At 65.8% G+C, this 18,547-nt stretch carries 20 protein-coding genes; 4 read left to right on the top strand and 16 right to left on the bottom strand.

Annotated features, from left to right (window positions below):
- Nucleotides 1-39 precede the first annotated feature (39 nt).
- Nucleotides 40-1,095, top strand: a complete 1,056-nt coding sequence (gene dinB, locus ACZIYR_RS08535) for a DNA polymerase IV (RefSeq protein WP_483528891.1) — start codon at nt 40-42, stop codon at nt 1,093-1,095.
- A 212-nt stretch (nt 1,096-1,307) separates the two neighbouring features.
- On the opposite strand, the gene ACZIYR_RS08530 is transcribed toward dinB, so the two are convergent.
- Nucleotides 1,308-1,979, bottom strand: coding sequence for an energy-coupling factor ABC transporter permease (locus ACZIYR_RS08530; RefSeq protein ID WP_473033346.1), 672 nt, complete (start codon nt 1,977-1,979; stop codon nt 1,308-1,310).
- A gap of 22 nt (nt 1,980-2,001) precedes the next feature.
- Nucleotides 2,002-2,856: a formyltetrahydrofolate deformylase gene (purU, locus tag ACZIYR_RS08525; RefSeq protein ID WP_473033345.1), complete on the bottom strand. Its 855-nt coding sequence runs from the start codon at nt 2,854-2,856 to the stop codon at nt 2,002-2,004.
- Between the two features lie 248 nt (nt 2,857-3,104).
- Between purU and ACZIYR_RS08520 the strand changes: the two genes are divergently transcribed.
- A complete protein-coding gene (locus ACZIYR_RS08520) occupies nt 3,105-4,697 on the top strand; it encodes a ribonuclease J (protein WP_473035023.1) in 1,593 nt (530 codons plus the stop codon).
- 115 nt (nt 4,698-4,812) lie between these two features.
- Here ACZIYR_RS08520 and ACZIYR_RS08515 read toward each other — a convergent pair whose 3' ends face one another.
- The 14 genes from ACZIYR_RS08515 to ACZIYR_RS08450 all read right to left on the bottom strand — a co-directional run bounded on the left by ACZIYR_RS08515 (nt 4,813) and on the right by ACZIYR_RS08450 (nt 16,218).
- Nucleotides 4,813-5,103, bottom strand: coding sequence for an H-NS family histone-like protein (locus ACZIYR_RS08515; RefSeq protein ID WP_483528890.1), 291 nt, complete (start codon nt 5,101-5,103; stop codon nt 4,813-4,815).
- Nucleotides 5,104-5,255: 152 nt separating this feature from the next.
- Nucleotides 5,256-6,248: a GTP 3',8-cyclase MoaA gene (moaA, locus tag ACZIYR_RS08510; protein ID WP_483528889.1), complete on the bottom strand. Its 993-nt coding sequence runs from the start codon at nt 6,246-6,248 to the stop codon at nt 5,256-5,258.
- Nucleotides 6,249-6,250: 2 nt separating this feature from the next.
- Entirely contained in the window at nt 6,251-6,700 is a 450-nt protein-coding gene (moaE, locus tag ACZIYR_RS08505; protein WP_473033344.1) for a molybdopterin synthase catalytic subunit MoaE, read from the bottom strand.
- Nucleotides 6,701-6,702: 2 nt separating this feature from the next.
- Entirely contained in the window at nt 6,703-7,515 is an 813-nt protein-coding gene (gene moaC, locus ACZIYR_RS08500; RefSeq protein ID WP_483528888.1) for a cyclic pyranopterin monophosphate synthase MoaC, read from the bottom strand.
- Between the two features lie 5 nt (nt 7,516-7,520).
- Entirely contained in the window at nt 7,521-8,783 is a 1,263-nt protein-coding gene (gene moeA, locus ACZIYR_RS08495; RefSeq protein ID WP_483528887.1) for a molybdopterin molybdotransferase MoeA, read from the bottom strand.
- Nucleotides 8,780-9,364, bottom strand: coding sequence for a molybdopterin-guanine dinucleotide biosynthesis protein B (gene mobB / locus ACZIYR_RS08490; RefSeq protein ID WP_473033342.1), 585 nt, complete (start codon nt 9,362-9,364; stop codon nt 8,780-8,782). Before mobB ends, moeA begins: the two co-directional genes overlap by 4 nt.
- Nucleotides 9,361-9,966 carry a molybdenum cofactor guanylyltransferase MobA gene (mobA, locus tag ACZIYR_RS08485; RefSeq protein WP_473033341.1) on the bottom strand — a complete coding sequence of 202 codons (606 nt, stop codon included), beginning with the start codon at nt 9,964-9,966 and terminating at the stop codon, nt 9,361-9,363. The genes mobB and mobA overlap by 4 nt, the downstream gene beginning before the upstream one ends.
- A gap of 135 nt (nt 9,967-10,101) precedes the next feature.
- A complete protein-coding gene (locus ACZIYR_RS08480; protein WP_483528886.1) occupies nt 10,102-11,346 on the bottom strand; it encodes a uracil-xanthine permease family protein in 1,245 nt (414 codons plus the stop codon).
- A 111-nt stretch (nt 11,347-11,457) separates the two neighbouring features.
- The gene (gene upp / locus ACZIYR_RS08475; RefSeq protein ID WP_473033340.1) at nt 11,458-12,087 is read right to left on the bottom strand and encodes a uracil phosphoribosyltransferase; all 630 of its coding nucleotides are present in this window, start codon (nt 12,085-12,087) and stop codon (nt 11,458-11,460) included.
- Nucleotides 12,088-12,323: 236 nt separating this feature from the next.
- Nucleotides 12,324-13,028 carry a uracil-DNA glycosylase gene (ung, locus tag ACZIYR_RS08470; RefSeq protein ID WP_483528885.1) on the bottom strand — a complete coding sequence of 235 codons (705 nt, stop codon included), beginning with the start codon at nt 13,026-13,028 and terminating at the stop codon, nt 12,324-12,326.
- A 3-nt stretch (nt 13,029-13,031) separates the two neighbouring features.
- Nucleotides 13,032-13,508 (bottom strand): xanthine phosphoribosyltransferase, encoded by a 477-nt coding sequence (gpt, locus tag ACZIYR_RS08465; protein WP_473033338.1) that lies wholly within the window; start codon nt 13,506-13,508, stop codon nt 13,032-13,034.
- 10 nt (nt 13,509-13,518) lie between these two features.
- Entirely contained in the window at nt 13,519-14,064 is a 546-nt protein-coding gene (locus tag ACZIYR_RS08460; protein WP_473033337.1) for an adenine phosphoribosyltransferase, read from the bottom strand.
- A gap of 22 nt (nt 14,065-14,086) precedes the next feature.
- A complete protein-coding gene (locus ACZIYR_RS08455) occupies nt 14,087-15,388 on the bottom strand; it encodes an NCS2 family permease (RefSeq protein WP_473033336.1) in 1,302 nt (433 codons plus the stop codon).
- A gap of 203 nt (nt 15,389-15,591) precedes the next feature.
- A complete protein-coding gene (locus ACZIYR_RS08450) occupies nt 15,592-16,218 on the bottom strand; it encodes a riboflavin synthase subunit alpha (protein ID WP_473033335.1) in 627 nt (208 codons plus the stop codon).
- 588 nt (nt 16,219-16,806) lie between these two features.
- On the opposite strand from ACZIYR_RS08450, the gene ACZIYR_RS08445 reads away from it, so the two are divergent.
- Both ACZIYR_RS08445 and ACZIYR_RS08440 read left to right on the top strand, forming a co-directional pair.
- Entirely contained in the window at nt 16,807-17,880 is a 1,074-nt protein-coding gene (locus ACZIYR_RS08445; RefSeq protein ID WP_483528884.1) for a methionine ABC transporter ATP-binding protein, read from the top strand.
- Nucleotides 17,861-18,514, top strand: a complete 654-nt coding sequence (locus ACZIYR_RS08440) for a methionine ABC transporter permease (RefSeq protein WP_483528883.1) — start codon at nt 17,861-17,863, stop codon at nt 18,512-18,514. Before ACZIYR_RS08445 ends, ACZIYR_RS08440 begins: the two co-directional genes overlap by 20 nt.
- Nucleotides 18,515-18,547: the final 33 nt, after the last annotated feature.

The following is an 18,547-nucleotide window of genomic DNA, read 5'->3' as shown; positions in this document are numbered from 1 at the left end:
AAGCTGGCTTCGATGCGTCTTGAATTGGCTGGCGTTTCGATGAATCAAAGTCGCAAGATCCTCCACGCCGACTGCGACTGCTTCTACGCCGCGGTGGAGATGCGCGACGACCCCCGCCTTCGCGACATCCCGCTGGCCATCGGGGGCAGCGCCGAGCGGCGCGGGGTGATCGCCACCTGCAACTATCCCGCGCGCGCTTTCGGCATTCACTCCGCCATGCCGACGGCCCGGGCGCTGCGGCTCTGCCCGCAACTGACGCTGCTGCCCGGCGACTTCGAGCGCTACCGGGCAGTCTCCCAGCAGATCCAGGGCATCTTCCACGAACTCACCCCCCTGGTGGAGCCGCTGTCGCTGGATGAAGCCTTTCTCGATGTCACCGAGGTCACACGCTTTTCCGGCAGCGCCACCTGGATGGCCCAGTGGCTCAAAGCGCAGTGCCTGGCCCGCACCGGCATCACGGTCTCAGTGGGCGCCGCCCCCACCAAGTACCTGGCCAAGATTGCCAGCGACTGGGACAAGCCCGACGGTCTCACCGTGATCCCCCCGGAGGGCGTCGACGCCTTTCTGCACGACCTGCCGGTGACCCGGCTGCACGGGGTAGGCCCCGCCACGGCGGCCCGACTGGCATCGCTCTCTATCACCACCTGCGCCGACCTGCAGCGTCTGCCGCTGACCCAGCTGGTTCAGGAATTTGGCAAGTTCGGACGCCGACTCTTCGAACTGGCCCGCGGCATCGACGACCGCCCCGTGCGCCTCGAGCGCGAGCGCAAATCGGTCAGCGTCGAGACCACCTTCGCCCAGGACCTGCCCGACCTCGCCCACTGCCATGCCGCCCTGGCGCCGCTGTGCGAGCGCCTGAAGGCGCGCCTCGCCCGTCACGGGCACCCTCCGCTGGCGGGACTCTTCGTCAAGGTTCGCTTCGACGACTTCGGCCTGACGACGCTGGAGGGGCGCGGGGCCCTCCCGGCGCTCGAGACGTTCAGCGCCCTGCTAGACCAGGCCTGGGCACGCCGCGAGCGCCCGGTGCGCCTGCTTGGGGTGGGGGTGCGACTGGTGCCCGAGGGCGCCCGTCGCCAGCTGGCGCTGAACCTCTAGGATCGGGCAGGAAGGTGCAAACAGGCCAGCATTGCCTCTAACTCGCGGACTGGCGTGAACTAGCCCTGTGGGAGGGAGCTTCAGCTCGCGAAGTAGCGCGCAGCGCTACCCATGGGGCGCCTGCGGCGCCTTCGCCCGGCAGAGCCGGCCTCCCACCATAAAACCTGCCAAACATGTCCACACTAAAATGCGATGAACCTAATATCTCGCCCCTATTTCGTATCGATATAGCGATGGTCGTTGAAGGTCGCGACCCAGCTGGGGTGATAGACCATCAGGATGCTCAGCAGCATCCCGGTGATAAAGGCTTCCGACGGCATCAGCAGCGGCAGGAAGCGAACATACTCCCAGGCCAGGTACACCGCCTCCGGGTCGCTGGCGCCCAGTATCACCAGCCCCAACCCCGCCAGGCCGGTCCCCAGGGTGGCAAGCGCCGTTCCGAAGAAACCGCAAAGAAACAGGAACACCATCAGGTTGTCCGGCAGGCGCCGGTCCACCAGGCGCCACACCAGCACCGTGATCGCCATCGGCACCACACCGGTGATCAGCACATTCACGCCCAGCAGCGGCCAGGCCACCTTGCCCAGCACCACCAGCGAGAGGTTGACCAGCAGATTGGAGAGCAGCGCCAACGGCGCCTTGAACACCAGGGTCAGCAGCGCGGTAAACATCAGATGCAGGGTCAACCAGTCCACCGCCTGGGCGCGCAGCTGCCACAGCAGCAGCACGGCCACGGTGGCCGCCAGCCAGCGATGCTGCAGGCCACGGTCGGACAGCAGCGCCTGCCAAGGGCGCTGGGCCAGCGCCAGCCCGACCACAACCAGGGCAACCAGGGCGCCGCAGAGCAGCAGCCAGGGCGCCAGCATAAGCTCGGAAAACGACATACCCCTCCCCGGCGATCACGCCTCAGGCGAAGACGACTGTCTTGTTGCCATGGATCAGCACCCGGTCCTCCAGGTGCCAGCGCAGCCCGCGGGCCAGCACGGCCTTCTCCACATCGCGCCCGAAGCGCACCAGGTCGGCGGTGGTATGACAGTGGCTGACGCGATGGATGTCCTGCTCGATGATGGGGCCGGCGTCCAGCTCCTCGGTCACATAGTGACAGGTGGCACCGATCAGCTTCACACCCCGGGCATGGGCCTGATGGTAGGGACGCGCCCCGGCGAAGGAGGGCAGAAAGCTGTGGTGAATATTGATCACTCGGCCGGCATAGCGCTCGCACAGGCGGGGCGGAAGAATCTGCATGTAGCGGGCCAGCACCACGATATCGGCCTCGAGCGCCTCGACCTGCTGCTCGACCCGGGCAAAGGCCGCCGTCTTGTCCTCGGCGGGCACCGGCACATGGTGATAGGGCAGCCCGTGCCACTCCACCAGCCCGCGCATGTCCTCATGATTGGAGATCACCCCGACGATGTCGCCGTCCAGCTCCCCCGCCGTCCAGCGATAGAGCAGATCCACCAGGCAGTGGGACTCCCGGGAGACCATCACCACCACTCGCGGGCGACGCCGGGTATCGCGCAGCGCCCACTCCATGTCGAACTCCTTGGCCACCGGGTCGAAGGCGTCGCGGAGCTGGTCGGCGGTCATGCCGATGGAGTCGGCCAGTATCTCGTAGCGCATGAAAAAGCGTCCCGACTCCAGGTCGGAGTGCTGGCTCGCCTCGGTGATGGAGCCTCCATGCCCGGCAATAAAACCGGACACCCGTGCCACGATGCCCCGGCGATCGGGACAGGAAACGACCAGACGATAGTAGTGAGACATGGTAGCTGCCGCCGTGTTATGCAGAATTCGAAAGCGCGCATTGTAGCGAACTCGCCTCCCGGGGACACGCCGAATGGCCGGCAGCCCAGCGCCGCCCCGTCATTGTGGAGGGTCCCGCCGTTCCCGTATAGTGATTGATCCACAGCCAGATTCATGACTTGCCGATGCACCCACCCCGCGTGACGATTCGCCCCCGACGCCGCACTCCGCTGCATTTCCTGCCGCTGGGGGGCTGCGGCGAGATCGGCATGAACCTGACGCTCTACGGGCACGATGGCGACTGGATTGCCGTTGACTGCGGCATGATGATCCGCCAGGACCTGCCCGACAGCCCGCTCCAGGTGCCCAGCCTGGACACCCCCAAGGCACTGGGCATCGCCCCTCAAGCCCTGATCATCACCCATGGCCACGAGGACCACATCGGGGCCGCGGCCTGGCTATGGCCGCAATGGGGCTGCCCGGTGTATGCCACGCCGCTGGCCGCCGGCCTGCTGCGAGCCAAGTTCCTCGAGCAGGGTTTGTCCAGCGATGCCATTCGCGTCATCGACCCCGGCGAGGCGCTGGAGACCGGCCCCTTCACCCTACGCTACCTGCCGCTGACCCACTCGATACCGGAAAGCTGTGCGCTGCTGATCGCCGTCGGCGAGCATCGCGTGCTGCATACCGGCGACTGGAAGCTCGACCCCGAACCGCTAATCGGCCCGCCGGTCAACGGCAACCTGTTTCGCGCTGTAGCGCCAGTGGATCTGGTGGTGGGCGATTCCACCAATGCCCCGCTGCCCGGCCATTCACGCAGCGAAGGCGACGTGGCCAGGGCGCTGGAAAACACGCTGCAGCAGTGCCCCGGGCGCGTCGTGGTCTCCTGTTTTGCCAGCAATCTGGCCCGTGTACTCGCCATCGCCCTGGCCGCCGAGCGCTGTGGACGACGCGTCAGCCTGATGGGACGCTCCATGGAGCGGATGGTCGGCGTTGCCCGCGGACTCGGTTATCTCGATGAGATGCCCCCGCTGGTGCCAGTGCGCGACCTGGGCTATCTGCCGCCGGAAGAGGTACTGGTCATCGCGACCGGCAGTCAGGGCGAACCGCGGGCCGCCCTGAGCCGGCTGGCCAGGGGGCGCCACCCCAGCTTCGAGCTGATGGCCGGTGACACCGTGATCTTCTCCGCCAAGGCGATTCCCGGCAATGAGCCGCTGATCGAACGCCTCAAGCAGGGACTGAAGCGCCTGGAGGTCACCCTCTGGGACGAGTTCAACCACCCCGAGCTACACGCCTCCGGCCATCCTGCTCAGGAGGAGCTGCGCACCTTCTATGACTGGGTCAAACCCCGGCATCTCCTGCCGGTCCACGGCGAGCCCAGCCACCAGCAGGCACACCAGGCGCTGGCGCACGAACTCGGCATCCAGGCACCGCTGACGCCGACCAACGGCGACATGATTCGCCTGGACGCCGACGGTTTGACGCTGGAAACACGCCACCCCCAGCGCCCCTGCATCGTCAGCCAGAATGCCGTGACCCCGCTGCCTGGGCTGGCCGCCGACCAGGGCTCACCGCGTCATGGCACCCTGCACCTCGCCCTGCCGGTAGCCTCCACCGGCGGAGGCTGGACACGCATCGGCCGCCTGATGCTCGATGCTCACCGCATGCGGACACTGGACGAAGACGCCTTCATCGACTGGCTCGACGAGCGCCTCGATGGGCTGGAAGCCGAAACCTTGCCGGAGCTTCGTCAGGCGCTGCAGCCGCTGATCGTCGCCTGGCTGGGCGAGCACCTTCGTCAGCTTCCCGACGTCCATTTGCAACTACTCGCCGTGGAAACGCCGCTCTACGATGCCTCGCATTAGCCTGCAATGGTCAGCGCCCCAACCGCTACCAACGCATCGGGGCGAACCCTGAGGTTCGCCCCGATCTTCACTGCTCTTACCCTTCTTGCCTTGCAGGCTAACGCGCTCGGCTGAGTCAGGAGCTGGAAGCATTCTTCGGCGGGCGACCGCGACGCCGACGGGGCGGTTCCCCCACCAGGTCCTCCACGGAGAGGCCGGCGTCGGTCATGGCCTCACGAATCTCGGCCAGCTTGCGCTCCTTGTCCGCCTCTTCCTGCTCGCGTAACTTCTCTTCCTCTTTTTTCTGCTCGATGACTTCACCGATGACATCGGAGAGCTTGTGCAGCTGTTCCATACTCAGCTGACGGGCAGCGGCACGAGCCACGTTCTTGTTGCGGGCGATGCGCTCCAGAGTTTCGCTGGACATTGGCCTCCTCCATGCAGGAAAACGATGAGTGAAGCGTTGGGCCCCACTCGTCAAAAGTATATGCCTTGAGGCGCAGTTGGCAAGAAAAGCCTTGGCAGTTCTATCGCGGATTTTTGGCCAATGGGAGACGACAAAATCACTCGAACGGTCTCTCAACCGCCGGTCATGTTCATGAAGCGCACCACCTGGACATCACCGTCAGTGGTGAAATGGTGGCGCTCCGGCTTGAGGGGCATGGCCGCGACGATGGCCTGCTTGAGCGCTTCGAGATCACCCGGGTAGCGGCGCAGCACCGCGCGCAGGTCCACGGAGTGCTCGTTGCCCAGGCACAGCAGCAGCCGCCCTTCTGCCGTGACACGCACCCGATTGCAGCTCGCGCAGAAATTGTGGCTGTGGGGGGAAATGAAGCCGATACGGGTCTCGCTGTCGCTCATGCGGAAATAGCGCGACGGCCCCAAGGTGGATTCGGTCGTAGGGATCAGCGCATGGTGACGCTCGATCTGCGCTTGAACCTCATCGCTGGAGCAGAAGGTCTCCGCCCGGGAGTGATCCGACACATCGCCAAGCGGCATCTCTTCGATGAAGCTGATGTCGACCCCTTCCTGGCGAGCAAAGGCCACCAGATCGAGTACCTCGTCGTCATTGCGCCCCTTGAGGATCACCGCATTGAGCTTGATGCGCTCGAAACCCGCGGCGCGGGCGGCCCTGAGCCCCGACAGCACCCGGTCGAGCTCTCCGGTACGGGTCAGCTGTCGGAAGCGCTGCGGGTCCAGGGTATCGAGGCTGATATTGAGACGCTTGAGACCACCGTCACGCAGGCGAGCGGCCTGCTTGACCAGGCCCGCCCCGTTGGTGGTCATGGCAAAATCCCTGAGCCCGGGCAGCCAGCCGATCTCACCCACCAGATGATCGATATCGCGTCTGACCAGTGGCTCACCGCCGGTCAGGCGCACCTTTTCCACGCCCAGCTCGACAAAGGCGCGGGCCACGGTGGCCAGCTCCTCCAGCGTGAGGATCTGGGCACGGGGCAGAAAGGTCATCTCCTCGCTCATGCAGTAGACGCAGCGAAAGTCGCAGCGGTCCGTCACCGAGATCCGCACGTAGCGGACCCGTCTGCCAAAATCATCGATCAGCGATTCGGCCATGTTCAACGCTCCCAGCGACCCGCATCCCGGTGATCGGATTCACGCTCGGCAACCCAGTAGTCACCGCTGGCGCTGTGTTCCTTTTTCCAGAAAGGGGCTCGAGTCTTGAGGTAGTCCATGATGAAGTCGCAGGCCTCGAAGGCGGCACGGCGATGCGCGCTGGCCACGACTACCAGTACAATAGGGTCTCCAGGGGTCATGCGTCCAACCCGGTGAATGACGCGCAGCCCCTGAAGCGGCCAGCGAGCCTCGGCCTCATCGACAATCTCACCTAGTGCGGCCTCGGTCATTCCCGGGTAATGCTCCAGCGTCAGGGCGTTGACCTCGGGCCGCTCGTTGAAATCGCGCACCAGCCCGGTGAAGCTGACCACCGCCCCGATATCGCTGCGCCCCGCCAGCAGCGCCTGCTGTTCGGCTCCTGCATCGAAAGGAGCCTGCTGCACACGAATCATCGTCAGCCCCCCGTCACCGGCGGAAAGAAGGCCACTTCGTCATCGTCGGTGATCGGCGTGGCATCGTTGGCCATGACCTGGTTGACGGCACAGAGCACACGCCCTTCGGAGAGTCCGGCGAAGCGCTCGTCGCGCTGGCGTAATGCGGCCTTCAACCCACCGACATCGGCGCTGGGCAGGCTATCCAGGGGCAGGGACATCTCGCTGATGCCCAGGCGCTCGCGCAGCTCGGCCAGGCACTTGACCCGCACGCAGGGGCCGGCGATGTCGCACCGAGGCCCCACCGACACCTCGCCGGCCGAACTGCCGCCCGTGACGATGGGAGCCGGGGCGGATGCCGAGGCGTCACGACGATAGTCGCCGGACTTGCCGCCACTCTTGGCATCCAGGTGAATGCCCCCGATCTCCATGTCCTTGTCGACGGCCTTGCACATATCATAGAGGGTCAGACAGGCCACCGAGACCGCCGTCAGGGCCTCCATTTCGACTCCGGTGCGTCCATTGAGCCGACAGCTGGCCGTGACTTCGACGCTTGAGGTCGCCTCGTCGAGCCGAAAATCGACGCTCACCTTGGAGAGCGGCAGAGCGTGACAGAGCGGTATCAGCTCGTGCGTCCGCTTGGCGGCCTGAATGCCGGCGATACGGGCGGTGGCCAGCACGTCGCCCTTGGGCATTCCGCCTTCAGCCAGCAACGCCAGGGTCTCCGGCTTCATCTGGATACGCCCGGAGGCCGTTGCCTCGCGGCGCGTCTCCGACTTGTCGGCGACATCCACCATATGGGCTTCGCCGCGTGGATTGAGATGAGTCAGGGTCATATCGGTTAGCCTCGGAACATGTCAGCAAGCGGTTGAACGGTGACGACGTCACCGCGGGCGACGCCGTCGCGCTCGGCGGCGATCTCGATCAGGCAGTTGGCCGCGACCATTGAGGAGAGAATCCCAGAGCCCTGGTGGCCGGTGCTGCGTACCCGCAGCTGGCCCTGGGAGTCGCAGCTGAGCACACCACGCAGGAAATCGACCCGGCCGACACGGCTCGGCAGGCTTGCCTCGCAGCGCGCCGTCAACCGCGGCACGGCAAGCTCACGACGCCCCTGGAGTCGTCTCAGCACCGGGGCGACGAACTGCAGGAAGGTCACCATGGCTGCCACCGGATTGCCGGGCAGGCCGAAGAACGGCGTACGCACCGTCCCGAGTCTACCGCAGGCCAGGGGGCGACCGGGGCGGATGGCGATCTTCCAGAACCCCAGCTCCCCCACTTCATCAAGCGCCTGGCGCACCCGGTCGGCATCGCCCACCGAGACACCGCCGCTGGTGATGACGACATCGGCGATGGTGGCCGCCTCGGCCAGCGCCGCCACCAGGGTATCCCGGTCGTCGGGCAGGATGCCCAGGTCGTGCACCTCGGCGCCCTCCTCGATCAGCAGGCCGCGCAGCGTGAAGCGATTGGCATCGAAGATGCCGCCCGCCGACAGGGCCTCGCCCGGGGCGGTCACCTCGTCGCCGGTGGAAAACAGGGCGACACGCGGGCGACAGTGCACCGCGGCGCCCGCCAGCCCCAGCGATGCCAGCAGCCCTAGCTCGGCGGCCTCCACTCGGGTGCCGGCCGCCAGCGCCGTGTCGCCGCAGGCGATATCCTCACCGGCGTGTCGCACATGCTGTCCTTGGCGAACGCTTTCGGCATGGAGCACTCGCACCCGGTCACCCTCGAAGGCGAGCTGTTCGCGCATGATCACGGTGTCGGCGCCGGCAGGCAGCGGCGCACCGGTCATGATCGTGACACACTCGCCGGGGGCCAGGGCGGCCTCGCGGCGATGTCCGGCCAGCACCTCGCCGACCTTGTTCCAGGCCTCGGGGCGCCCCGCGGCCGGGGCGGGCCACGCCAGGGCAATGCCGTCCATGGCCGCATTGGTGTGCTGGGGCACATCGATGGGCGACGTCAGCGGCCGAGCCAACACGCGGCCGTGCAGCGCGGCCAGTGGGCACCACTCCTCCCCCAGGGGCGCCGCGACCAGCTCGAGCGCAGCCGCCCTGGCCTCTTCCAGACTGAGCATGCGATCGCCGAAATCGAAACAGGAGAGACTCATGTGCCCAGCTCCTCACGCGGCGACCGCTCCCGAACCCAGCGCGCGGGCCAAGCCGCCACCCAGTCGGCTATCGCCACGAGGTCGTCGAGATCCAGCGCCTCGACCCCGTCGGGCAGCGTCAGCGGCGACGCACTGGCCACCGCCTTGACCCAGGGGTCTTCGGCCACCCGCAGCGGCTTGCCGAGGGCTTCCCGGTAGAGTTCCAGCTTGGGCAGCGGCCAGGCCTTGAAGCCCTCCACCAGCACCAGATCGGGGCGCTGGGGCCGCACCATCTCGATCAGCTGGCCCAGGTCGGCCTCATCCTGCTCCGGCGTCTCCATCATCAGCGCCAGGCGTCGACGCGAGGCCACCAGCATGGGCGAGGCCCCCGCCTGGCGCAGGCGATGGCTATCCTTGCCCGGCTGGTCCACCTCGAAGGCGTGATGGGCATGCTTGATCACCGCGACACGCAGGCCGCGCCGCCTCAGCTCAGGCAGCAGCCGCTCGAGCAGAGTGGTCTTGCCGGTGCCGCTCCAGGCGGCGATGCCGAGCAGTGGCAGCCGGTCGTCAAAACCCAGTGGCGCATCGATCACGGCACTCATCGGGGGCGGCACTCCTCGTCCTGGCGCGCCTCGAGGCGCTGCTTGTCACGGTCGGTATTGAGGTTGACGAACGCTTCGGGACAGTCGTGAAACGGCACCGGACACCAGGCATGACGGGCATACCAGCGGTCGATCTTGCGCTCGCCCTTGGCCAGGGCCTCGCCCAGGTCGTCGGCCAAACGCGTGCGCAGAAGCGCCACCACCGGGTGCAGGCGCTCGCCGTCATGGGCCACCGCGATGTCGCAGTCGTTCAGGCCGGCGACCAGCCGCGGCACCAGATCCATGGGCAATGCCGGCGTGTCGCAGGGGACCACCAGCACCCAGGGCGTGTCGGCCGCCCGCAGCCCGCTATAGATCCCCATCAGGGGGCCCTGATAGCCACCTTCGAGATCGGTAATGAGGCGATCGCCATAGTCGGCGTAGCGGTCGAGATGGCGGTTGGCATTGATCATCACGCCGGCCAGCTGCCCCGCCAGGCGGTCGAGCACATGGGCCACCAGGGGGCGTCCCGCCAAGGGTTCGAGCCCCTTGTCACGGCCGCCCATGCGGCGCCCCTGACCGCCGGCCAGGATCAAGCCGGTCACATCATGCTGGGGAGTCATCGAATTTCCTGCTCGTCCTCGAACCATGCCTGTCATGATGCCCTAGGCAAGCCGGGGGTGCCATGACACCGGAGAGGTAGTGACAGCCGCCCGGCGGGGTGATCTCCCCATCCCCCGCCTAGGCCATGGCGGGACTCACTCGTCCTCTTCCGCCCCGGGGAGCACCCAGTTGAGCAGGATCCCCACCAGGGCGGCGAGGCTCACCCCCTGGAGGGTGAACTGACCGCCGCCGAACTGCATGCCGCCGATACCGAACACCAGGATCAGCGACACCACCACCAGGTTGCGGGGGGCCGTCAGCGAGTGGCCGGCGCGCACCAGGGTGTTCATGCCCACCACGGCGATGGAACCAAACAGCAGGGTCATGATGCCCCCCATCACCGGCCCCGGAATGGTCTGAAGCAGCGCACCGAGCTTGGCGACGAAGGCCAGGCCGATGGCGATGCAGGCGGCGACCACCATGATCCTGGGATTGAAGGCGCGGGTCAGGGTCACCGCCCCGGTGACCTCGGAGTAGGTGGTATTGGGCGGGCCGCCGAACAGTGCCGCCGTGGAGGTGGCCAGACCATCGCCCAGCAGGGTACGGTGCAGGCCGGGCTTCTCCAGGTAGTTCTTGCGGGTCACCGAGCCGATCGCCACCATGTCGCCGATATGCTCCACCGCCGGGGCGATGGCCACCGGGATCATGAACAGGATCGCCGCCCAGTGAAAGCTCGGCGCGGTGAAGCTCGGGATCGCCAGCCAGGCGGCCTCGGTCACCGGCGAGAAGTCGACGACGCCCATCAGCAGTGCCAGCAGATAGCCGGTGGCGATCCCCCCCATGATCGGAATGAGCCGCAGCAGCCCCCTACCGAATACCGCCAGCACCAGGGTCACCAGCAGGCTCGCCATGGAGAGGAAGATGGCGGCACCGTAGTCGATGTGATCGCTGGTCTCGCCGGTCGCCATGCTCACCGCCACCGGGGCCAGCGCCAGGCCGATCACCATGATCACCGGCCCCACTACCACCGGCGGCAGCAGGCGATGCAGCCAGGCGGTGCCCTTCAGGCGAACCGCCTGGGAGATGGCCACATAGACCAGGCCCGCCGCCAGCAGCCCGCCCATGGTGGCCGGCACGCCGAAGCTGGCCACCGACCCCTGGATCGGCGCGATGAAGGCGAACGACGAGGCGAGAAAGACCGGCACCGTGACCCGCGTCACCCCGTGGAACACCAGGGTACCGACGCCGGCGGTGAACAGCGCCACGCTGGGATCGAGCCCGGTGAGCAGCGGCACCAGCACCAGGGCACCGAAGGCCACGAAGAGCATCTGGGCCCCGGTGAGCAGGGTCTTGAGCGGGGAATCGATCGTTACCGGTGCGGCCGCCGAGTGGTCCGTCATGGAAAGTCTCCAGTGTAATGAGAGAAAAGATGGGGCATGCCCCCGGCAAAACGCCCCTGGATCGGAAATCTCAGGGGCGTTCGGGATGTGCCGTCAGGAACCGGGAAACCCTTAGCGGGTGCCGAAGATCTTGTCCCCGGCGTCGCCGAGCCCGGGCACGATATAGCCGTTTTCGTCGAGATGGTCATCGACCCCCGCGGTGTAGATCTCGATGTCCGGGTAAGCGTCCTGCACTCGCTTGATGCCTTCCGGAGCGGCCACCAACACGATCACCTTCATGTGCTTGCAGCCGCGATCGCGCAGCATGTCGAGGGTGGCCACCATGGTGCCGCCAGTCGCCAGCATGGGGTCGATGACGATGGCCAAACGCTCATCCAGTTCACCGGCGAACTTGGCGAAGTAGGGCACCGGCTCCAGGGTCTCTTCGTCGCGATAGAGGCCGACCACGCTGATTCGCGCGCTGGGGATCAGGTCGGTGACCCCATCGAGCATGCCCAGCCCGGCGCGCAAGATCGGCACGATGGTGACCTTCTTGCCCTTGAGCAGCTGCACCGGAATCTTGTTGCCGCTCCAGCCGTCGATCTCCTGGGTCTCCACCTCCAGGTCCTGAGTCGCTTCGTAGGTGAGCAGTTTGGCCAGCTCGCCGGCCAGTTCCCGGAAGCTCTTCGTGCTGATACCGGCTTCGCGCATCAGCCCCAGCTTGTGCTGGACCAGCGGATGTTGGATGGCATGAACGCTCATGGGCAGACCTCTTCGGCGGCGGGAGGGGGCGGTGACGACCTTTGTCGCATGGACGCCATGGACAAATTGCGGGCCATTCTACCCATATCCACTCCCGAGGTTAAGCCGGTCTACGGAAACTGCCACGTTGCCGAGGGGCGGCGGGGACAGGCCTAAGGGGAGGTCTTTTGCCAGGGAAGGCAAAAGTAGCGCCCAGGGATGGGTTCACAGCGCCTCCCCTATGGCCTGTCGCCGCATCAGCCCCGAGATGAATCCGGTTCGGGTGCCTCCGGCAGCTGCCAGTCGATGGGCGTACGGCCCTGCTCGGCGAGAAAGGCGTTGGCCCGGGAGAAGTGGTGGTTGCCGAAGAAGCCGCGATGCGCCGAGAGCGGCGAGGGGTGCGGCGACTCCAGCACCAGATGCCGGGAAGTGTCCACCAGCGCCCTCTTCTGCCGAGCGTGGCTGCCCCAGAGCAGAAACACCGAGGGTTCGGCGTGGTCACTGACCGCACCGATGGCGCGGTCGGTGAAGGTTTCCCAGCCCTGGCCGCGATGCGACCCCGCCCTGCCCTGCTCCACCGTCAGCGAGGTATTGAGCAGCAGCACGCCCTGACGCGCCCAGTGCTCGAGACAGCCGTGCTCGACCGGCCGGAAGCCCACGTCGGCCGCCAGCTCCTTGTAGATATTGACCAGCGAGGGCGGAACGCGCACCCCCGGGCGTACCGAGAAGCAGAGCCCGTGAGCCTGGCCGGGGCCGTGGTAGGGGTCCTGACCCAGAATCACCACCTTGACCCGCTCCAGCGGGGTGAGCTCGAAGGCCCGGAACCAGTGTGACGAATGGGGATAGATGACCTTCCTGGCGGTTTTTTCAGCGGCCAGGAAATCACGTAGCCCTTGCATGTAGGGGGCCTGGAATTCCTCACCCAGCCACTGCTGCCAGCTGTCGGGAAGCGGCGCGGACATGGCTCAGCGCTTGACCTGATCGACCAGCGGCTCGACGTAGGCGATGCCCATGTCCCAGGGGAACTGGATCCAGCAGTCCTGGGCCACTTCGGTGAGGTACTGATCGACGAGCGGGCGGCCATCCGGCTTGGCGTAGACGGTGACGAAGTGTGCCTTCGGCATCATCTCGCGCACCTTGCGGGCCGTCTTGCCGGTATCGACCAGGTCATCGACCAGCAGCCACCCCTCACCGTCGTGATCGACGCCCTTGATCACATCGAGCCCGCCCTGGTCCATGTGGTCGTAGCTCTTGATGCAGACGGTATCGATCAGCCGCACGTTGAGCTCGCGGGCGATCAGCGCCGCGGGAATCAGCCCGCCGCGGGTGATGGCGACGATGCCCTTGAAGTCACGCTCAACCAGGCGGTGGCACAGCTCGCGCACGTCGCGATGCAGCTGGTCCCAGGAGACGGTGAAATGCTGGTGGTAGCGGTTGCTCATTGCCGTTGTCTCACTCGTCTTCGTTGAAAGAGCAGACCGCGAAGACGCCAAAGCCCGCCTCGCGAATCTTCTGCGACCCGCCGATCTCCGGCAGGTCGATGATGGTGGCGGTCTCCACCACTTGGCCGCCGCTGCGGGTGATCAGCTTGGCGGCCGCCAGCATGGTGCCGCCGGTGGCGATCAGGTCGTCCATCACCAGGATACGGTCGCCCTCGCGGAAGGCATCCGAGTGCAGCTCCACCTCGCTTTGACCGTACTCCAGGGTATAGGTCTCGCTGATGGTGCGAAACGGCAGCTTGCCCTTCTTGCGCACCGGCACGAAGCTGCAGCCCAGCTCGTAGGCGACCGGCGCCCCGATGATGAAGCCCCGGGCATCGATGGCCGCGATGGCATCCAGCTCCATGTCCTGATAGCGGTGCACGAAGCTGTCGATCAGCTTGCGAAAGGCCGACCGGTTCTGCAGCAGCGGCGTGATGTCGCGGAAATTGACCCCCGGCTGCGGCCAGTCGGGGACGGTACGAATCACGGACTTGATATAGTCGCCGTAGATACTCATCGCGGGTCTCAGTGAAGGGTGATCAGTCAAGGAACAGGAATTTCAGCACGAACAGGATCGCCAGCACCACCACCGCCGGGTTGAGGTCCCGGAAGCGCCCGGAGAGCGCCTTGATGGCAGCGTAGCTGATAAAGCCCAGGGCGATGCCCTCGGCAATCGAGAAGGTCAGCGGCATGGCCAGGGCAGCGATCAGCACCGGGGCGGCATCGGTGGGGTCTTCCCAGTTGGCATGGGCCAGGCTGCCGGCCATCAGCACCGCCACATAGAGCAGCGCGCCGGCGGTGGCGTAGGCGGGAATCGAGCCGGCCAGCGGGGCGAAGAACAGGCTGATCAGGAACAGGCCGGCTACGACCACCGCGGTCAGCCCGGTGCGCCCGCCGGAAGCGATGCCGGCAGTGGATTCGATGTAGCTGGTGGTGGTCGAGGTGCCCAGCAGCGAGCCGGCCATGGAGGCACCGCTATCGGCCATCATGGCACGGTTGAGGCGCGGCAGCTTACCGTCCTTGTCGAGCAGCTTGCCGCGATGCGCCACGCCCACCAGGGTCCCGGAGGTATCGAACAGATCGACGAACAGGAAGGCGAAGATCACGCTGAGCATGGCCACATCCAGGGCGCCCGCGAAATCCAGGGCCATGAAGGTCGGCGCCATGGAGGGCGGCATCGACATCAGCCCGCCATACTCGTTGTGCCCCAGCACGATGGCCACCACGGTGACGCCGAGGATACCGATCATCACCGCCCCGGTAATGCGCAGGTAGGCCATGGCGGTGATGGCGAAGAATCCCAGGAGCGCATAGATGGCAGCGGGCTCGGAGAGATCGCCCAGCGCCACGTAGGTGGCCGGATTGGAGACGACGATGCCGGCGTTTTTCAGTGCGATCATGGCCAGGAACAGGCCGATGCCGGCGGCGATTCCCAGCCGCAGGGAGAGCGGGATCGAGTGGATGATCCACTCTCGCACCTTGAAGACGCTGAGCAGGAAGAAGCAGAAACCGGAGAAGAACACCGCGCCCAGCGCCGCCTCCCAGGTGTAGCCCATGCCCAGCACGACCCCGTAGGTAAAGAAGGCGTTGAGCCCCATGCCGGGCGCCTGCGCAATGGGGTAGTTGGCCCACAGCCCCATAATCAGACAGCCAATGGCCGCGGCCAGGCAGGTGGCGACGAAGACCGCGCCGTAGTCCATGCCCGCTTCCGACAGGATGCTGGGGTTGACGAAGATAATGTAGGCCATGGTCAGGAAGGTGGTGATCCCGGCAATGACCTCGGTCTTGATGCTGGTGTTGTGTTCCGTCAGCTTGAAGTGCTTGTCGATCAGGCGATTCATGATGGCGTTCCTGCGCTGGGGCTGGCTCATGGACCAGAGGGAGCGAGAAAAGCCGCACATGGTACCCAAAGGCCGCCAGCGATGCGAGGCTGGCGGCTACCACCATGATGCGGCACGGTTGGCTCTGTATAAGCAAACCACGGGCCAAGCGCCAGCTAGGCTACCAACGCAGACTTGACGAAACGGTCAGCACGGCGCCGGTTTCACACTCCCCGGGCCGCCAGCACTCGCTCGACGGTCTCGACGATGACCTGGGTCTGGGGATCGACCTCGATATTGACCCGGTCGCCAGGCACTCGATCCACCAGGGTGGTGCGCGCCAGGGTCTCGGGAATCAGGTTGACGCAAAAGCGCGGTGCCTGCGCCGCGACACGGCGCACTTCGCCGATGGTCAGACTGATGCCGTCCACCCCGACATAGCCCTTGTCGAACAGGAAGCGCCCCAGCGCCTCGGGCACTTCGAACCACAGCCGGCGGTTGTTGGGCGTTTCGTCCAATTCGACCAGCTCGGCCATGGTCATGACGTGGCCGGACATGGCGTGACCGCCGATCTCGTCGCCGAAACGCGCCGCCCGCTCGATATTGACGCGATCGCCCACCTGGAGCGCACCAAGATTGGTCACTTCCAGGGTCTCGCGCATCAGATCGAAGCTGATCCGCTCACCGTCGATGGCGGTCACGGTCAGGCAGACACCGTTGTGGGCCACCGAGGCGCCCAGCTCGAGCCCTCGGTGCAGCGCCTCCGGCAGGGCCACGACGTGGGTACGAAATGCTTCGGCCTCCTTGATGGCGACGATCTCCGCCGTTCCCTGAACGATGCCTGTGAACATGAGCGCTCCTCACGCAGCGCCCGCCATGGCGGGCGAATGAAATGAAAATGAAATGAAAGAGAGGCAGTGTAGGAACTCACCGGCATGGCGTCCATCCATACGCCACCGGCCCCGCCATCTAAAAGAAAATGGTTCATCGCAGACTGGCGTGAACTGGCTTTGTGGGAGGGAGCTTCAGCTCGCGAAGTAGCGCGCAGCGCTACCCATGGGGCGCCTGCGGCGCCTTCGCCCGGCAGAGCCGGCCTCCCACTATAAAACCTGCCAAACATGTTCACGCTAAAGTGCGAAGAACCAAGAAAATAACAAAAGTCGGATGGCCATTGTGCAGGCCTTTCCCCTAGCAGGGCCGGATAACCGCCGAAACATGCACCGCCAGGATTGACAACCTTCGCCTTTGGTCGTACTATCGACAACTAACATTCAAGGCGCCGATTTGTACCCGGATTGCGGGCGCCCATGTCGAGAAGTCGGCATGAAGTGCAGCTAAAAGGGTGTGTCCAGCGTTGATGGCCACCCGTCAGGGTGGCCTTTTTTTGCTGCCTGCTGCCGCACCCCGCATTGACATGGCGCCGGAGAGCGGAAACCAGCATGATCACACTACGCAACGTCTCCAAGACCTACTACCCCAAGGGGCAGCGGAAGGGCACCGAGGAGAGCGACCCCACCGCCGTGGTCGCGCTAAAGAACGTCAACCTGCATGTCCCCGAGGGCAGCATCCACGGCGTCATTGGCCTGTCGGGCGCCGGCAAGTCCACGCTGATACGCTGCATCAACCTGCTGGAACGGCCCAGCGGCGGCAGCGTCAGCGTCGACGACCAGGAAATGACCCGCCTGTCGGCCGCCGCGCTGAACCAGGCCCGCCACCGTATCGGCATGATCTTTCAGCACTTCAATCTGCTGACCACCCGCAGCGTCTACGACAACGTGGCCCTGCCGCTGGAGCTGATGGGCATGAAGCGCACCGCCATCCGCGAGCGGGTACTGCCGCTGCTGGAACTGGTGGGCCTCGAAGACAAGGCGCGCCAGTACCCGGCCCAGCTCTCGGGCGGCCAGAAACAGCGCGTGGCGATTGCCCGGGCGCTGGCCAGCGAGCCCAAGGTGCTACTCTGTGACGAAGCCACCTCGGCCCTGGACCCCCAGACCACCGGCTCGATCCTGACGCTGCTGCGCGACATCAACCAGCGACTCGGCCTGACCATCCTACTGATCACCCATGAGATGGAGGTGGTGAAATCGATCTGCCACCGCGTCAGCTTGATCTCGGATGGCGAACTGGTCGAGGAGGCCGAGGTGGGCGATTTTTTCACCGCCCCGCGCACCCGGCTCGGCCGAGAGTTTCTCAACGACTTCCTGAAGCTCGAGCCTCCCAAGGCGCTGATCGAGCGCCTCGAGACAACGGCCGGCCCCCACACCCACCCGGTGGTCCGACTCGCCTTCTCCGGCGACGCCGTGGCCACCCCGCTGATCTCTCGGCTGGCCCGCGACTGCCAGGTGGACGTCAGCATTTTGCAGGCCAAGGTGGAATCGATCCAGGAACGCACCCTGGGATTGATGATCGCCGAGCTGCTGGGCCCCGCGGACAAGACCCGCCAGGCCATCGACTATCTCGAATCCCATGACCTACACGTGGAGGTGCTCGGCCATGTCCAGCGCGATGATTGAGCTGATCCTGCGAGCCACCCTCGACACGCTTTATATGGTGGCCGTCTCCGGGATCATCGCCGCCCTGCTCGGCGTGCCACTCGGCGTACTGCTGTACGTGACCCGCCCCGGTCAGATCATGGCCCACCCGACCCTCAACCGGGTACTGGGCGTCATCACCAATATCGGGCGCTCCATCCCCTTCATCATCCTGATGGTGGCGATCATCCCCTTCACCCGGATGCTGGTGGGCACCTCGATCGGCACCAACGCCGCCGTGGTACCGCTGACCATCGCCGCCATCCCCTTCGTTGCGCGCCTGGTGGAAGGCGCCCTCAACGAGATCTCGCCCGGGCTGATCGAGGCCGCCCAGTCGATGGGCGCCACGCCCTGGCAGATCATCGGCAAGGTGCTGCTACCCGAGGCCCGCGGCGGCATCATCACCGGCCTGACCATCACCGTGGTGACCCTGGTCAGCTATTCGGCCATGGCCGGCGCCGTGGGTGGCGGCGGCCTGGGGGACCTGGGGATTCGCTACGGCTACAACCGCTTCAATCCCACCGTCATGCTGATCACGGTGGCGATCCTGGTGGTAATGGTACAGGGCTTCCAGAGCCTGGGTGACTACCTGGTACGCAAGAGCGATCGAAAGTAGTGCCCAGGACGTCACCCTGACCCAGCCATCGAC

This window comes from Billgrantia sp. NRB1 (assembly GCF_056921725.1).
The sequence above is the reverse complement of the archived record's forward strand: the minus strand, read 5'-3'. Positions and strand labels throughout refer to the sequence as shown.

Coding starts and splice junctions, on each gene's coding strand:
- moaE (WP_473033344.1), bottom strand. CDS start 6,700: ATGATTCGTGTGCAGCAGGCTCCTTTCGATGCAGGAGCCGAACAGCAG.
- ACZIYR_RS08520 (WP_473035023.1), top strand. CDS start 3,105: ATGAACCTGACGCTCTACGGGCACGATGGCGACTGGATTGCCGTTGAC.
- moeA (WP_483528887.1), bottom strand. CDS start 8,783: ATGAGTCTCTCCTGTTTCGATTTCGGCGATCGCATGCTCAGTCTGGAA.
- ung (WP_483528885.1), bottom strand. CDS start 13,028: ATGTCCGCGCCGCTTCCCGACAGCTGGCAGCAGTGGCTGGGTGAGGAA.
- ACZIYR_RS08455 (WP_473033336.1), bottom strand. CDS start 15,388: ATGAATCGCCTGATCGACAAGCACTTCAAGCTGACGGAACACAACACC.
- ACZIYR_RS08450 (WP_473033335.1), bottom strand. CDS start 16,218: ATGTTCACAGGCATCGTTCAGGGAACGGCGGAGATCGTCGCCATCAAG.
- ACZIYR_RS08480 (WP_483528886.1), bottom strand. CDS start 11,346: ATGACGGACCACTCGGCGGCCGCACCGGTAACGATCGATTCCCCGCTC.
- ACZIYR_RS08515 (WP_483528890.1), bottom strand. CDS start 5,103: ATGTCCAGCGAAACTCTGGAGCGCATCGCCCGCAACAAGAACGTGGCT.
- gpt (WP_473033338.1), bottom strand. CDS start 13,508: ATGAGCAACCGCTACCACCAGCATTTCACCGTCTCCTGGGACCAGCTG.
- purU (WP_473033345.1), bottom strand. CDS start 2,856: ATGTCTCACTACTATCGTCTGGTCGTTTCCTGTCCCGATCGCCGGGGC.
- mobB (WP_473033342.1), bottom strand. CDS start 9,364: ATGAGTGCCGTGATCGATGCGCCACTGGGTTTTGACGACCGGCTGCCA.
- ACZIYR_RS08460 (WP_473033337.1), bottom strand. CDS start 14,064: ATGAGTATCTACGGCGACTATATCAAGTCCGTGATTCGTACCGTCCCC.
- ACZIYR_RS08445 (WP_483528884.1), top strand. CDS start 16,807: ATGATCACACTACGCAACGTCTCCAAGACCTACTACCCCAAGGGGCAG.
- ACZIYR_RS08440 (WP_483528883.1), top strand. CDS start 17,861: ATGTCCAGCGCGATGATTGAGCTGATCCTGCGAGCCACCCTCGACACG.
- dinB (WP_483528891.1), top strand. CDS start 40: ATGAATCAAAGTCGCAAGATCCTCCACGCCGACTGCGACTGCTTCTAC.
- moaA (WP_483528889.1), bottom strand. CDS start 6,248: ATGGCCGAATCGCTGATCGATGATTTTGGCAGACGGGTCCGCTACGTG.
- upp (WP_473033340.1), bottom strand. CDS start 12,087: ATGAGCGTTCATGCCATCCAACATCCGCTGGTCCAGCACAAGCTGGGG.
- ACZIYR_RS08530 (WP_473033346.1), bottom strand. CDS start 1,979: ATGTCGTTTTCCGAGCTTATGCTGGCGCCCTGGCTGCTGCTCTGCGGC.
- mobA (WP_473033341.1), bottom strand. CDS start 9,966: ATGACTCCCCAGCATGATGTGACCGGCTTGATCCTGGCCGGCGGTCAG.
- moaC (WP_483528888.1), bottom strand. CDS start 7,515: ATGACCCTGACTCATCTCAATCCACGCGGCGAAGCCCATATGGTGGAT.